This window comes from Paenibacillus sp. FSL R5-0908 (genome assembly GCF_038006245.1).
In the GTDB taxonomy this organism is placed as follows: Bacteria; Bacillota; Bacilli; order Paenibacillales; family Paenibacillaceae; genus Paenibacillus_AQ; species Paenibacillus_AQ odorifer.
On the sequence record NZ_JBBOUV010000001.1, the window covers coordinates 363,167 to 377,388 of the forward strand.

14 protein-coding genes and 1 pseudogene are annotated in these 14,222 nt (G+C 45.1%); 14 read left to right on the top strand and 1 reads right to left on the bottom strand.

The window, feature by feature from the left end; translation table 11 throughout:
* The first annotated feature begins 44 nt into the window (after positions 1-44).
* The 3 genes from pulA to yfcE all read left to right on the top strand — a co-directional run bounded on the left by pulA (position 45) and on the right by yfcE (position 4,408).
* Complete coding sequence (gene pulA, locus MKZ09_RS01640; RefSeq protein ID WP_076134796.1) at positions 45-2,000, top strand: type I pullulanase; 1,956 nt, start codon at positions 45-47, stop codon at positions 1,998-2,000.
* Positions 2,001-2,249: 249 nt separating this feature from the next.
* Positions 2,250-3,734 (top strand): glutamate synthase subunit beta, encoded by a 1,485-nt coding sequence (locus MKZ09_RS01645; RefSeq protein WP_076203411.1) that lies wholly within the window; start codon positions 2,250-2,252, stop codon positions 3,732-3,734.
* Positions 3,735-3,859: 125 nt separating this feature from the next.
* Positions 3,860-4,408: a phosphodiesterase gene (gene yfcE / locus MKZ09_RS01650; RefSeq protein WP_076134798.1), complete on the top strand. Its 549-nt coding sequence runs from the start codon at positions 3,860-3,862 to the stop codon at positions 4,406-4,408.
* A gap of 13 nt (positions 4,409-4,421) precedes the next feature.
* Here the strand turns inward: yfcE and MKZ09_RS34320 are convergent.
* Positions 4,422-4,763 (bottom strand): annotated as a pseudogene (locus MKZ09_RS34320) (LysE family transporter); the annotation flags it as partial.
* Between the two features lie 182 nt (positions 4,764-4,945).
* Here MKZ09_RS34320 and MKZ09_RS01655 point away from each other — a divergent pair.
* From MKZ09_RS01655 to MKZ09_RS01705, 11 genes are all read left to right on the top strand, one after another.
* Positions 4,946-5,974 carry an agmatine deiminase family protein gene (locus tag MKZ09_RS01655; RefSeq protein ID WP_076134800.1) on the top strand — a complete coding sequence of 343 codons (1,029 nt, stop codon included), beginning with the start codon at positions 4,946-4,948 and terminating at the stop codon, positions 5,972-5,974.
* A 54-nt stretch (positions 5,975-6,028) separates the two neighbouring features.
* Positions 6,029-6,904: an N-carbamoylputrescine amidase gene (gene aguB, locus MKZ09_RS01660; RefSeq protein ID WP_076107380.1), complete on the top strand. Its 876-nt coding sequence runs from the start codon at positions 6,029-6,031 to the stop codon at positions 6,902-6,904.
* 231 nt (positions 6,905-7,135) lie between these two features.
* Positions 7,136-7,945, top strand: a complete 810-nt coding sequence (locus MKZ09_RS01665) for a transporter substrate-binding domain-containing protein (RefSeq protein WP_076134895.1) — start codon at positions 7,136-7,138, stop codon at positions 7,943-7,945.
* Positions 7,946-8,038: 93 nt separating this feature from the next.
* Positions 8,039-8,689 carry an amino acid ABC transporter permease gene (locus MKZ09_RS01670; RefSeq protein WP_076124698.1) on the top strand — a complete coding sequence of 217 codons (651 nt, stop codon included), beginning with the start codon at positions 8,039-8,041 and terminating at the stop codon, positions 8,687-8,689.
* A gap of 10 nt (positions 8,690-8,699) precedes the next feature.
* Positions 8,700-9,422, top strand: coding sequence for an amino acid ABC transporter ATP-binding protein (locus MKZ09_RS01675; protein WP_076134896.1), 723 nt, complete (start codon positions 8,700-8,702; stop codon positions 9,420-9,422).
* Between the two features lie 156 nt (positions 9,423-9,578).
* Positions 9,579-10,025: a tellurite resistance TerB family protein gene (locus tag MKZ09_RS01680; RefSeq protein WP_076134801.1), complete on the top strand. Its 447-nt coding sequence runs from the start codon at positions 9,579-9,581 to the stop codon at positions 10,023-10,025.
* A gap of 123 nt (positions 10,026-10,148) precedes the next feature.
* A complete protein-coding gene (locus MKZ09_RS01685; protein ID WP_076134802.1) occupies positions 10,149-10,745 on the top strand; it encodes a TerD family protein in 597 nt (198 codons plus the stop codon).
* A gap of 29 nt (positions 10,746-10,774) precedes the next feature.
* On the top strand, positions 10,775-11,350 hold the full coding sequence (locus tag MKZ09_RS01690; RefSeq protein WP_076134803.1) for a TerD family protein: 576 nt from the start codon (positions 10,775-10,777) through the stop codon (positions 11,348-11,350).
* 57 nt (positions 11,351-11,407) lie between these two features.
* Positions 11,408-11,989: a TerD family protein gene (locus MKZ09_RS01695; protein ID WP_076134804.1), complete on the top strand. Its 582-nt coding sequence runs from the start codon at positions 11,408-11,410 to the stop codon at positions 11,987-11,989.
* A gap of 133 nt (positions 11,990-12,122) precedes the next feature.
* Complete coding sequence (locus MKZ09_RS01700) at positions 12,123-13,406, top strand: TerD family protein (RefSeq protein WP_076134805.1); 1,284 nt, start codon at positions 12,123-12,125, stop codon at positions 13,404-13,406.
* Positions 13,407-13,433: 27 nt separating this feature from the next.
* Entirely contained in the window at positions 13,434-14,174 is a 741-nt protein-coding gene (locus tag MKZ09_RS01705) for a TerC family protein (protein ID WP_036687425.1), read from the top strand.
* Positions 14,175-14,222: the final 48 nt, after the last annotated feature.

Genomic DNA, 14,222 nt, shown 5'->3' on the forward strand with positions numbered 1-14,222 from the left:
TCATACTATAATCCAGTTAATAACTGGAAAAGGGGATAGGTGCTTTGTCCGTACAAAGGGAAATGAAGGAACCCATTTATTATGGGGATCCTGCGGCTACTAGAGGGGTTTCCGTGTTTGCTCAGGAGTTTGATCAGTTATTCAGCTATGATGGGGACGATCTCGGCCTGACATACTCTCCGGGGAGTTCAGCTTTTTGTTTGTGGGCGCCCACCGCTCAAGAAGCGGAGCTGGTACTCTATAATTCATGGCAGGGAGCAGCAGAGTGTAAGTATTCTATGATCCGTGATGTCCGGGGAACGTGGAGAATTACAGTTGACGGTGATTTAGATGGCAAGTTCTATACCTACCGAGTACGTCTTGGAGAACAGTGGAATGAGGCGGTTGATCCTTATGCACGTGCTGTAGGAGTGAACGGTGATAGGGGAGCTATTTTAGATTTACGCAAAACAGATCCTGAACGGTGGACGGAAGATAAGCCGCCCTTGGATGATCCTGTGGATGCCATTATTTATGAGCTTCATTTGCGTGACTTATCCATTCATCCAGCAAGCGGTATGACCCATAAAGGACAATATCTTGCTTTGGCGGAAGAAGGAACCCGCGGACCGGAGGGTATTCTCACTGGACTCGATCATATCGCGAACCTCGGTGTAACCCATGTGCAGCTATTGCCTGTTTATGATTATTCTACAGAGAGTGTAGATGAGACGAGGCTGGATGAACCGCATTATAACTGGGGTTATGATCCGAAGAATTATAATGTGCCAGAAGGCTCCTATGCTACAGATCCTTATGTGCCAGGAGTGCGTATCCGCGAACTAAAAACATTGATTCAAGCACTACATGATCGGGGTCTCCGCGTCATTATGGATGTGGTTTACAACCATGTGTACGATGGCTACCGCGTGAATTTCACCAAGCTGGTTCCCGGCTATTATTTGCGTTACAAGCAAGACGGAAGCCTGTCGGATGGCTCTGGCTGCGGGAATGACGTGGCTTCAGAACGATTGATGATGTCCAGCTTCATCGTGGAATCCGTAGTTTATTGGGCCAAAGAATACCATATCGATGGTTTTCGTTTTGACCTGATGGGCTTGATTGACCTCGACACGATGGAGGAAATCCGGCGTCGTCTGGATGGGATTGACCCGTCTATCATGACGATTGGTGAAGGTTGGATGATGGGGACAGAGTTGCCGATGGAGCGGCTTGCTCATCAGAAGAATGCTGCGCTTCTGCCGGGAATCGGACATTTTAATGATGATTTCCGGGATGCAATTAAAGGGAATATTTTTCTGCAAGATCAACCGGGCTTCATCAGCGGAATGATGGGACTGGAGCTTGCGATAAAGGCAGGGGTCGCGGGAGGCATTGCTTTTGCCCCAGGCATTGGACAATTTGCCGTGGAGCCTCAGCAAACCGTCAATTATGTGGAATGTCATGATAATCATACGTTATGGGATAAGATATTACTGTCCACACAAGGGCAGACGGACAAACAGCGCCAATCTATGCATAGGTTAGCTTCTGCTATAGTATTCATGAGTCAGGGAATCCCCTTTGTCCATGCGGGTCAGGAATTTATGCGCACGAAAAACGGGGTAGAGAACAGCTATAAATCCTCGGTAAAGATCAACCAATTGGATTGGGAGCTGTGCGCCGCGCATCAGGACGATGTGGATTATCTGAAGCAGCTAATTGCCTTGCGTAAAGCGCATCCGGCTTTCCGTATGCGAACGGCAGATGACATTCGGAATCATCTAGTATTTGAAAAAGCACCGGTAAGTTCGGTAGCGTATACATTGCGTGGCCATGCTGGAGGCGATGCGGCGAAGCATATCTATGTGCTTTTTAATGCTAATGTAGAACAGACGGCTTTGGTTCTGCCACAGCTTGGTGCATGGAAAACAGTTTTTGGAGCCGATCTTGTGCAGAATCTGACGGGTAATAAGCTAACTGTAAGCGGGATTGGAATGGTAGTGTTGACGGTGGAGTAGATGTTTTTTTACAGATAATCCTTCAAAAGCATGCAGTGTATTGTGCTCAATGAGTGCAGTACACTGCGTGCTTTTTTGTGTGGAACTTTCTTTTGAATGGATGCTCTTATTTTACATAAAAAGGTGACATTACTCATTTTCGTTAAAGATCTAGGATGCTAATATTAAGGCATTTACTTTGGCGCTTTAGAGTGGCATAACAGCAGAAAGTGACAGAGAGTACTTTTCTTTGGTGAGAGGATGAAAGAGATGGGGAAAGCAACCGGATTTTTAGAGTTTGAACGACAGACACCCTCCGAGTGTGAGGCGTTGGAGCGAATTAAGAATTGGAATGAATTCTCGATACCTATGGATGAAGAAAAGCTGCGCGAGCAAGGGGCGCGTTGTATGGATTGCGGTACGCCATTTTGTCATGTAGGACGTCTGTTGTCTGGTATGGCTTCCGGCTGCCCTTTGCACAACTTGATTCCTGAATGGAACGATATGGTCTATCGTGGAAATTGGGAGATAGCGCTGAAACGTCTGCATAAGACTAACAACTTTCCTGAATTTACAGGCCGTGTCTGTCCCGCTCCTTGCGAAGGCTCTTGTACGGTAGGGATGAATGGCAAACCTGTCACCATTAAATCTATTGAGAAGTCGATTGTAGATAGAGGTTTTGCGGAAGGTTGGATTGTGCCTGAGCCGCCGCTTCATCGCACGGGTAAAAAGGTAGCTGTAGTGGGTTCGGGTCCGGCAGGGCTTGCCTGTGCGGCACAGCTTAATAAGGCTGGACATACGGTAACTGTGTATGAACGGGCGGACCGGATTGGTGGTCTGCTTACCTATGGTATTCCCAACATGAAGCTGGATAAAAAGACTGTGCAGCGCCGGGTGAATCTGCTTGCGGCTGAGGGCATTACCTTCGTAACTCGAACAGAGATTGGCCGAGATCTCCCAGCTTCACAGCTCAAGGCAGAGCACGATGCTGTAGTACTGTGTGGTGGATCTACACAGGCACGTGATCTGCCGATAGAAGGACGCGATCTGCGTGGGATTCATCAAGCTATGGAGTTTTTAACGCTGAATACAAAGAGCCTGCTGGATTCAGGGCTTGCCGATGGGGAATATTTATCAGCAGCAGGTAAGGATGTAGTTGTAATCGGCGGTGGGGATACTGGAACAGACTGTGTAGCCACTTCTATCCGTCACGGCTGCCGCAGTGTGACTCAGCTTGAGATTATGCCACAGGCGCCGCTGACCCGTCAGTCTAACAATCCTTGGCCGGAATGGCCAAAGGTGCTTAAAGTGGACTATGGCCAGCAGGAGGCCGCTTCATTGTATCAAGAAGATCCACGCCGTTATCTGGTTTCGACGAAACGGTTTGTCGGCGATGAGGGCGGGCAAGTGCAGGAGCTGCGTACAGTGCGCATTGAATGGACTCGTAATGAACAGGGACGAATGGTACCGGTCGAAGTGCCGGGCAGTGAGGAGACCCTGCAAGCGCAGCTGGTATTGCTGGCATTGGGATTCACAGGACCCGAAGAAACTGTACTGGGCGAGCTTGGGGTGGAACGCGATGAGCGGGGGAACGCCAAAGCAGAGTTCGGAGCACAAGCAACCAATGTAGAAGGTGTGTTCACAGCAGGCGATATGCGGCGCGGGCAAAGCCTTGTAGTCTGGGCTATTGACGAAGGGCGTCAGACTGCGCGCGAAGTAGACCGCTTTTTGATGGGATCCTCGAATTTGCCTTGAGTGTTAAGATATAGCGAGCAGGGCGTTCCTTTGGGAACGTCCGCTTTGCGTTGTGGTATGTTCAAGGTTAAGATTATTGTCTAAGCGCATATTTACTTAAGTTAAGTTGAAAAGGAGAATACATGATGAAGTTAATGTTTATTTCCGACATTCACGGATCTTTATTTTGGCTGGAACGGGCTTTGGAAAAGGCAGAAGAAGAGCAGCCGGACAGTCTTATTATTCTAGGAGACTTTTTATATCATGGTCCAAGAAATCCGCTGCCGAAGGAATATAACCCACAAGAGGTTGCTAATAAGCTTAATGCATATAACAAAAACAAGCCGATAACCGCAGTACGTGGGAACTGTGACGCCGAGGTAGACCAAATGCTGCTGGAATTCCCGATGATGGGCGATTATGTATTGCTTTTGCACGAAGGCAGACGGATTTACGCTACACATGGTCATGGCTTTAGCATTGAGCATTTGCCGGCGCTTTCCGAGAAGGATATTTTTATTCAGGGACATACCCATATACCAGTTGCCGATGTAAAAGAGGGAGTGTATGTGCTGAATCCCGGCTCCATATCGCTGCCTAAAGAGAATAATCCGAATTCCTATGCTGTTCTAGAGGGCGGGGAATTTATCGTTAAGGATTTTGAAGGCAATGTGGTAAAAAAGATTACCGTATAGTGAGAGGGATCGTTTAAAGAAACTCCTGAAGATTGAGAGATTGAATAAGGGAGACAATGCCAAAGGACAACATTACCAATCCGGACAGTTTGTTGAACATGAGCTGTTTCGACCGTCCTGACATTATGTTGGTTCTGAACAAAGCGGTGCTCCCTGTCAAACCCATCCACCATAATGCGGAACCCAGAAAGACGCCGCTAACTAGAAACGGCATATTGGAGCTGCTATGAGACAGAAGGACGCCAGATGCGCTGAATACGCCAAGGGAAAAAATAATCGTCATGGGATTGGACAGCGTCAGCAACAGCGTTACTATGTATGAATTCAGTGAGCTTTTTGGGGAATTGGGTGCTGTTAGCTTCGTTGTAACGGATGAAACTTAAATTTTTTAACTGTAAAATGGGGGCTACGAAAAAAATTCCTTCCAACATTATTAATGTCCCAGGGAATTGAGCACTAGAACATATTATTGTATGATGAGGAAGGAGTTTTAAGGGTAGGACTGGCTCCAAATATATTAGTAAAGGTAGTTAACACATGAATCCTAAAGATTTGAACTATACAATGCCACCGGAATGGGGCAAGCATGAACGTACTTTTATCTCCTGGCCGGTGCAGGAATCTATGTGTTTCCCGGACAACCACGAGTCAGTGTGCCAAGGTTATGCTGACATTATCACAGCCATCGCCGAGTTTGAGCCGATTACGGTCATTGTGAACCCGGAGGACGTGGAGCGGGTAGAACATTTGGTCGGCGGACCGAATGTAACGCTGCTGCCTATTGCGCATAGCGATGCTTGGCTGCGTGATAACGGACCTACCTTTATTGTTAATAAAGAAGGACAAATGGCAGGTGTGAACTGGAAGTTTAATGCTTGGGGCGGTAAATATTCACCTTGGGATTTGGATGACGAAGTGGCTCCGCAGATTCTGGAGCATGCGCAGATCACCCGTTTTGATGCACCGCTTGTGATGGAGGGTGGCTCGATTCATACGGACGGAGAAGGCACTTTGCTTACTACAGAAGAGTGTCTGCTTAACCTAAACCGCAACCCGGAGCTGAAGCGCGAAGAGATCGAAGAGTACGTGCGGAACTATACAGGTACAGAAGCTATTATCTGGCTGAGACGTGGCCTTAGTGGCGATGAAACCGATGGTCATGTCGATAATATTGCTTGTTTTGCTGCACCAGGCAAAGTTATTATCCAGGTCTGTGAGGACCCGCAGGATGAGAACTATGAGATTACGCAAGAGAATCTGCGTATTCTGGAGAACACTACAGATGCCAAAGGGCGTAAGCTGGAGATTATCAAGATTCAGCAGCCACCACGGGTCGATCATGACGGCAGTCGTCTGACGCTCAGTTATTTGAACTTTTATTTCGTGAACGGCGGAATTATATTGCCTGTGTTTGGCGGCACCGCGACAGAAACGGATACACTTGCTGAGAAAGTGCTGGCTGGTTTGTTCCCGGATCGCAAGATTCGTACAGTTAACGGAATGGCCGTTATCACCGAAGGCGGAAATGTCCACTGTACTACGCAGCAAATGCCTGCACAGCAATAATTTGAAGGAAACCAGACGTCCAAAGGGACATTTATATATAAGGAGGACAGATACTTGAGAAATGTAAAAGTAGCTGCGACACAAATGAGTTGTTCCAGCAATATTGAGGAGAATATCAGCAAAGCCGAGACATTGGTCAGAGAAGCGGCAGCACAGGGTGCACAAATTATTTTGCTGCAGGAGCTGTTTGAGACCCCGTATTTCTGTCAAAAAGAGAAAGCTGATTATTACGCATACGCAACAGAGCTTGAGCATAACAAGGCGATTAATCATTTCAAAGCAGTAGCCAAGGAGCTGCAAGTGGTACTGCCGATTAGTTTTTATGAGAAAAAGAATTACGCACGTTACAACTCACTTGCTGTAATCGATGCTGATGGAACGGTGCTGGGCAAATACCGCAAGAGTCATATTCCAGATGGCCCAGGTTATGAAGAGAAGTTCTACTTTAATCCGGGAGATACTGGCTTTAAGGTATGGAACACTCGTTATGCTAAGATTGGTGTAGGTATCTGTTGGGATCAATGGTATCCAGAAGCGGCTAGAGTAATGAGCCTGATGGGAGCAGAAATTCTGTTCTATCCAACGGCTATTGGGTCTGAACCGCAGGATGGATCGATCGATTCCAAGGATCATTGGCAGACCTGTATGCTTGGACATGCAGCTGCGAATCTTATTCCAGTCGTGGCTTCCAACCGTATTGGTGAGGAAATTGATGAGGATTCGAGCATTAATTTCTACGGTTCATCGTTCATTGCAGGTCCTCAGGGCAATAAAATCGTTGAGGCTGGACGTGATGAGCAAACCGTGCTGGTAAGCGAATTCGATCTGGATGCTTTGGAAGTTGGACGGATCGAGTGGGGAATCTTCCGTGACCGCCGGCCGGATTTGTATAAATTGATCGGTTCTTATGATGGAGATATCACACTTTAATAGGTTTAAGGTTAAATCTAAAGGCATTGCTAGGGAGAATACAATCTCTGGTAGTGCCTTTTTGTGTTTGATGGTAATTTTTTGAGAGTGATGTACGCATAAAACTTATAAAATAATAATATTATGTTATATAACCTTACATAAAATAGAAAAGTTAATTGTCATGAATCCTTTAATCTGTTAAAATCTCTTTAAGTTATTTCCAAAAATAGGGGGTATGGAGATATGACAATAAAAAGTCGCGCTTTAATGTCAGTTTTTATCGCATTGGTGGTGGTTGGATTGGTAGGTTGTGGAGCAAATAATAGTAAAGCTGGTAACGAATCCCCGGCAGAGAAAATTAAGTTTGCCAGTGATGCCAGCTACGCTCCTATGGAGTACATGGACACGGATAAAATCAAAGGATTCGACATCGATTTCATTAAGGCAGTTATGGAAGAAGCGGGAATAGACTATGACGTAACGAACACAGGCTGGGAAACGATGCTTCAAAGTGTGAAGCAGGGAACGGAGTATCAAGCAGGATTGTCTTCAGTATCCATTACGGATGAACGTAAAGAAACCTATGACTATTCCATCCCTTATTTCGAATCTACCAATATGATCATGGTTAAGGAAGGCAGCGACATCAAAAATGCACTTGATCTTAAGGATAAAGTAGTTGCAATACAAGGGGCCACAACTGCAGACGACCTGATGAGCGGAATAATGGGCGTCGACAACCCTAACTTGAAACGTTTTGACAGCAATGCGGTGGCATTGATGGAACTGAATGGCGGCGGAGCCGATGCGGTTGTAGCGGATATTGCCATTGTACGTGAGTACATGAAAAACAATCCTAAGCAGAAGCTGGTGGGGATTGTAGACACGGAGAACTTCGGAGCGGAATATTACGGCATTCTTTACCCTAAGGGCAGTGAGTTAAAAGCGAAACTGGATCCGGCTATTAAGAAGGTACTGGAAAACGGAAAGTACGCGGAAATCTACAAAACTTGGTTCGGCGAAGAACCTAACTTGGATAGCTTATTGAATGCAAAATAAGGAAAAAACCTAATAAGCATGCGTAATGATAGCTATTGCGCATGCTTATTTTTTTAAAGAGAGATGACATAAAGAAGAGAAGGGGAGAGTCCTATGGATTTTAGAATGGACATTATTATTCATTATTTGCCCGTCCTTTTAAAAGGGACACTGCTGACTATCGGTATTTCTGTAGTTTCTATTTTATTTGGCTCTATTTTGGGACTGGGGATCGGATTCGGCAAAATGGCCCCAAAATGGTATTTGCGCTGGCCTTTCCATTCATATATCAATTTTTTTCGAGGAACACCACTGTATGTGCAGATTTTGATTGTTCACTTTGGAGTGATTCCCCCGCTTTACGGCAAAACCAATGCTCTAATTACTGCGTTTGTTGCTCTGTCGCTTAATTCGGCTGCTTATTCGGCTGAGATTTTTCGGGCAGGCATTCAGTCGGTTGATCGTGGGCAACGGGAAGCGGCTATTTCACTGGGGATGACTAGTCGGCAAGCGATGAGATTTATTATTTTACCGCAAGCGATCAAACGGATGGTTCCGGCTTTTGGTAACGAGTTTATTGTGCTTGTGAAAGACTCCTCTCTTCTGGCTTTGGTGGCTGCACCGGAAATAATGTATTGGACCAACACGATGAAAGGGCAATATTTGCGGATATGGGAGCCTTATTTGACAGCGGCACTTATTTATTTCATTCTTACCTACTCTCTTAGCAAGCTGCTGAATTACGTTGAACGGAGGCTGAAATAGGATGGAGCCTATGATTTCAGTGCGTAACTTACATAAATCATTTGGGACAAATACGGTGCTGGCCGACATAAGTATCGATATTATCAGTCAGGAGGTAGTGGTGGTTATCGGGCCGTCCGGATCGGGTAAATCCACCTTTTTGCGTTGCCTTAATTTACTGGAGCAGCCGCAGCGGGGCGAGATTGTAATTGAAGGCACTTCTTTGATGGCGGCGAGTACGAAGATTAACGATATCCGTACAGAGCTTGGGATGGTATTTCAGCAGTTTAATCTATTTCCTCATATGAAGGTTATAGAGAACATTATGCTGGCGCCGGTTCAGGTGCGTAAATGGTCTCCGGATAAAGCACGGCAAAAAGCGCTGGAGCTGCTGCAAAAAGTAGGCCTAAGTGAAAAGGCAGAGATGTATCCAGCCTCATTGTCTGGGGGGCAGGCTCAGCGGGTAGCGATTGCAAGGGCGCTGGCTATGGAGCCCCAAATTATGCTCTTTGACGAGCCAACCTCAGCGCTTGACCCGGAGATGGTAGGGGAAGTGCTGGCGGTGATGAAGGAACTGGCCCGTGAGGGGATGACGATGGTCGTGGTGACGCATGAGATGGGATTTGCGCGTGAGGTGGGGGATCGTGTGCTGTTTATGGAACAAGGTGAGATTGTGGAAGAAGGAAGTCCGGAGCAGCTGTTCGAAAATCCTAAGCAAGAACGGACACGATCCTTTCTATCAAAGGTGCTGTAATTTAGTGGAAAGTAGAATCTTGTTATTTTATCAGGTATATTAGAAGAGTAACGGTTAATTCAGGGATTTATATGCAAAATCTGTCGGAACGTGGAGAGGAGGCTCTGGAGATATCTTTTGTTATCATAATCTTGCAGTGATAGAGGGAGAAATACGATGAGCACATTTAAAAACTGGTTAAACACAACCAAAAACGGACTAACAGATCAAGTGAAAAAATTCAAAAATAAAGACTTCATGAACGCGATAGTTGCAGGCTGCGCTTTGGTTGCTGCGGCTGACGGTAAAATAGAAGATGCAGAGAAAAATAAAATGGTCGGTTATATAAATCTAAGTAATGAATTGAAAGTGTTTGACATGAGAGATGTCATTGCTCAATTCAACCATTATGTTAGTAACTTCGAGTTCTCTCCGGAAATAGGGAAACAAGAGGCTTTGAAAGCCATTGCGAAGTTTAGCAGCAAACCAGAAGCGGGACGTCTTATCGTGGGTGTATGCTCGGCAATTGGTTCGGCTGATGGTGATTTTGATGATTATGAAAAAGCAGTTGTGCGGAATATTTGTGGCGTCTTAGGATTAAACCCTAGCGAATTCAGTTTATAAATTAGGTGAAGTCATAGATAAAAGTTCGTTGAAACGTAATTTATTCTTTATCGTATCACTGATATAACACCTAAAAGCTAGACTAACAGATAATAGTTTTATCGGAAACGGAGGTAAGTTGATTTGGCTGGAATTAATCTGGTAAAAGGTCAAAAGATTGATTTGACTAAAGGTAATGCGGGCTTATCCAATGTAATAGTTGGCTTAGGCTGGGATCCGGTAGAGGCTAAAAAGGGATTTTTCGGTGTCAAAAAGCAGGCTAACATTGATTGTGATGCTTCAGCTTTGCTGCTGAATGAGGATGGTAAGCTAACTAAGAAGGGTAACCTGATCTGCTTCCACAACAAGCAAAGTCCTTGCAACTCGGTCATTCATTCCGGAGATAATCTGACGGGAGAAGGCGACGGAGATGACGAGCAAATCATGGTTAATTTGAAAGCTATTCCTGCCGATGTTCATAAGGTTCTGGTTGTCGTTAACATTTACGATGCGGTGAATCGCAAACAGGATTTTGGAATGATCAAATCAGCGTATATTCGGGTAATAAATGCTGCCGGGAATAGTGAGTTGATTAAATTCAACTTGTCAGACAACTACACAGGTTTTACGGCACTTATTTGTGGAGAGCTTTACCGCCAAGGTGGAGAATGGAAGTTCGCTGCAATTGGTGAAGGCAGCCACGCCGCTCATATCAATCAACTTGCAGAACGCTACGTATAATCCAAATATAAGAAAAGAGGTATGTAATCATGGCAATTAATCTATCCAAAGGTCAAAAGATCGATTTAACAAAAGGAAACCCAGGTCTATCCAAAATCACTGTAGGTCTTGGCTGGGATACTAATAAATATGATGGCGGAAAAGATTTCGATTTGGACGTATCCGTCTTTTTGACCAATGCTAGTGGTAAAGTTGATAAAGAAACCAACTTCATTTTCTTCAATAACAAGCAAAATGAGAATGCTTCTGTTGTTCATACCGGAGATAACCGTACAGGTGAAGGCGATGGTGATGATGAGCAGGTTCAAGTGGATCTTCAGAACATCCCTGCTGATGTGGACAAAGTAGCTTTTACTATTACAATTTATGATGCTGAAGCAAGAAGCCAAAACTTTGGACAAGTCTCCCGTTCATACGTACGTATCGTAAACGATCTGAACAATGAAGAATTGATTCGTTTCGACCTCGGCGAGGATTTCTCCATTGAAACAGGCGTAGTTGTTGGTGAATTGTATCGTAACGGTGCAGAATGGAAGTTCAATGCTATCGGCAGTGGCTACAAAGACGGCTTAAGCGGTTTGACTCGCGACTACGGCCTGCAATAAATTTCGTTCTGCATGCTAAAGTTGAATTGAATTAATAAATGAAAGAAGGTTTTGTCAGTGACGATCAGTCTCTCTAAAGGGCAACGGATTGATCTTACCAAGACTAATCCGGGTTTGACGAAGGTAGTGGTAGGATTGGGCTGGGATACTAATAAGTATAGCGGCGGCCAAGATTTTGACCTTGATGCTTCAGCCTTTCTACTGCATGAAGATGGCAAAGCCAAGGGCTCCGATGATTTTGTATTCTATAACAATCCATCGGGTGGCAATGGCTCCCTGACTCATACAGGTGATAACCGTACGGGTGAGGGTGATGGAGATGACGAGCAAATTATTGTGGATTTTAGCAAAATCCCTGCTCATATCCAGCGTATCGGAATTACGGTAACGATCTATGATTATGAAACTCGGGCACAAAACTTTGGACAAGTCTCCAATGCTTTTGTACGTGTAGTAGATGCTTCTAACGATCGTGAAGTGCTCCGCTTTGATCTAGGTGAAGACTTCTCAACTGAAACAGCTGTTGTATTCTGTGAGTTCTACCGCAATGGTGCGGATTGGAAGTTCCAGGCGATTGGTAGTGGCTTTGCCGGCGGTCTAAGCGCTTTATGTAAGAACTATGGACTGGACGCGCAATAACATCCAAGTGGGCGGGGTCATTACCGATCCTGCCCTTTTTCTAAATATTTAGAGCAGTACAGACTCCACTTTGTGGGGTTCTTTTTTACAAAATTATTAGTTGGTTTACTCCATTTATAAAGGTGGCGTAAGAATGAGTGTTAACGTAGTCAAAGGGCAAAAAGCTGATCTGACCAAAGGCAATGCTGGACTTCATTCTATAATCGTAGAGATCGGCTGGAATGCTCCGGCTGCTCTGGAGATTGACAGCTCTGCTTTCCTGCTTGGATCAGAGGGTAAAGTAAGTAAAGACGAGGATCTGATATTTTATAATAATCCAGCCACATCTTATATTAGGTATAAGGATGTGCCAGGATTCAATGACCGCAAGCAATTCGAAGTTCAATTGGATAAGATTCCTTCCGATGTGATGAAGATTGCCTTTACGCTTACCATCTATGATGGGGAGAAAAGGGGTCAAAGTTTTGGGCAAGTTAGTCAGGCCTATTTTCGGATTCTCAATCAAGTGACAGGTGCGGAACTGCTCCGATGTGATCTCGACAATCTTTTCTCCGTGGAAACGGCCATTGTGGTAGGGGAATTATATAGATATAACAGTGAATGGAAGTTCAGTGCCATTGCAGCGGGGTTTGCCGGAGGTTTGAAAGAGATATGCAGCAACTTCGGTATTGAAGCGAACGAGGAGCCTGCTCCTGCTGCTGCTCCACAGCCGGAGGTTAAGCCGCTGATTCCACCACAAATCTTCGCAACGCCGCCTGCGCAGCCAGTGAAACGTGAAGAGAGCTCTCCACCGACACCTCCGCCTTCGCCAATGAATCTCAACTTGAAGAAAATCGAGCTGAAGAAAAAAGGCGATTCCATCAATTTGAAAAAATCAGCTAGTGGTGATCTAGGGGAACTGTTGATTAATCTCAACTGGAACCAGAAGCAGGGCGGACTCTTTAGTCGTAAAAATGGTATAGACCTAGATCTTGCTTGTCTGTATGAACTGAAGAATGGCAGTAAAGGAGTGGTACAAGCGTTAGGTAATGCCTTTGGCTCACTAAATCAACCTCCTTATGTCATGCTTGATGGGGATGACCGGACAGGCTCCGTAACTACTGGTGAGAATTTGCGTATAAATGGTATCAAAATTTCCGAGATTGAACGCATTCTAGTGTTTTCCTTTATTTATAAAGGGGTAACTAACTGGTCAGAGGCCGATGGAGTTGTCACCATCAAACAAGGCGGAGGACCTGATATCATTGTAAATTTGGACGAGCATAACAACCGAAAAGGGATGTGTGCCATTGCGTTATTCCGGAATGTAAGCAATGAAACATTTAGTGTTGAACGGCTGGTGCAATATTACAGTGGTCATCGTGAGATGGATGAAGCCTATGGCTGGGGGCTGCGCTGGGTTGCGGGCAGCAAATAATCGATTTTACCGGAGGCGCAAAGTGTAATGGATTGGTTCGCAGATTTTTTTAGAAATATTAGTGAGAATTACGGGCATTTTTTCTCATGGAGTGATGTAGTAGGCACGCTCTCTGATCCTGTGAGCTGGGGGATTATCGGAAGCTTAATTCTACTAGAAGGTTTGCTCTCAGCAGATAATGCGCTTGTGCTTGCCGTTATGGTTAAGCATCTACCTAAGGAGCAGCAGAAAAAGGCTCTTTTCTACGGTATCTTAGGGGCTTATTTGTTCAGATTCCTGGCCATTGGACTAGGGACATTTCTTATTAAGTTTACTTTGGTTAAGGTTCTTGGTGCACTGTATCTCTTTTATATCGCATATAAAGGTTTATTTAAGGGCAGTGGCGAAGAGCATACGGAGAATAAAGGCACTTCTTTTTGGAAGACGGTTCTCCTTGTTGAATTAATGGATATTGCTTTCAGTATTGACAGTGTTATTGCAGCATTTGGACTTAGCGATCAGGTTTGGGTTCTCTTTATGGGTGGTATCTTAGGGGTTCTGATGATGCGCGGAGTGGCGCAGGTATTCTTGAAGCTTATTGATAAATTCCCTGAATTGGAACAGGCAGCGTTCCTGCTTATCGCCATTATTGCGGGTAAGATGCTAGCGGGTGCTTTTGGTTTTGAATTGCCGCATGTCGTATTCTTTACAATCCTTATAGCGGTATTCGTGGGTACGATCCTCTATAGTGCTAGACGTAAGAAAAAAGATGCCCATAAAAGTGCATGATTAAAAAAGTAATTGCACCATAGAGAAGTCGGAGCCGATCATGCAAGA

Bases quoted from the DNA above. Each gene is read 5' to 3' on its own strand.
- MKZ09_RS01645 (WP_076203411.1), top strand. From the start codon at position 2,250: ATGGGGAAAGCAACCGGATTTTTAGAGTTTGAACGACAGACACCCTCC.
- yfcE (WP_076134798.1), top strand. From the start codon at position 3,860: ATGAAGTTAATGTTTATTTCCGACATTCACGGATCTTTATTTTGGCTG.
- MKZ09_RS01655 (WP_076134800.1), top strand. From the start codon at position 4,946: ATGAATCCTAAAGATTTGAACTATACAATGCCACCGGAATGGGGCAAG.
- MKZ09_RS01670 (WP_076124698.1), top strand. From the start codon at position 8,039: ATGGATTTTAGAATGGACATTATTATTCATTATTTGCCCGTCCTTTTA.
- MKZ09_RS01675 (WP_076134896.1), top strand. From the start codon at position 8,700: ATGATTTCAGTGCGTAACTTACATAAATCATTTGGGACAAATACGGTG.
- MKZ09_RS01680 (WP_076134801.1), top strand. From the start codon at position 9,579: ATGAGCACATTTAAAAACTGGTTAAACACAACCAAAAACGGACTAACA.
- MKZ09_RS01690 (WP_076134803.1), top strand. From the start codon at position 10,775: ATGGCAATTAATCTATCCAAAGGTCAAAAGATCGATTTAACAAAAGGA.
- MKZ09_RS01700 (WP_076134805.1), top strand. From the start codon at position 12,123: ATGAGTGTTAACGTAGTCAAAGGGCAAAAAGCTGATCTGACCAAAGGC.
- MKZ09_RS01705 (WP_036687425.1), top strand. From the start codon at position 13,434: ATGGATTGGTTCGCAGATTTTTTTAGAAATATTAGTGAGAATTACGGG.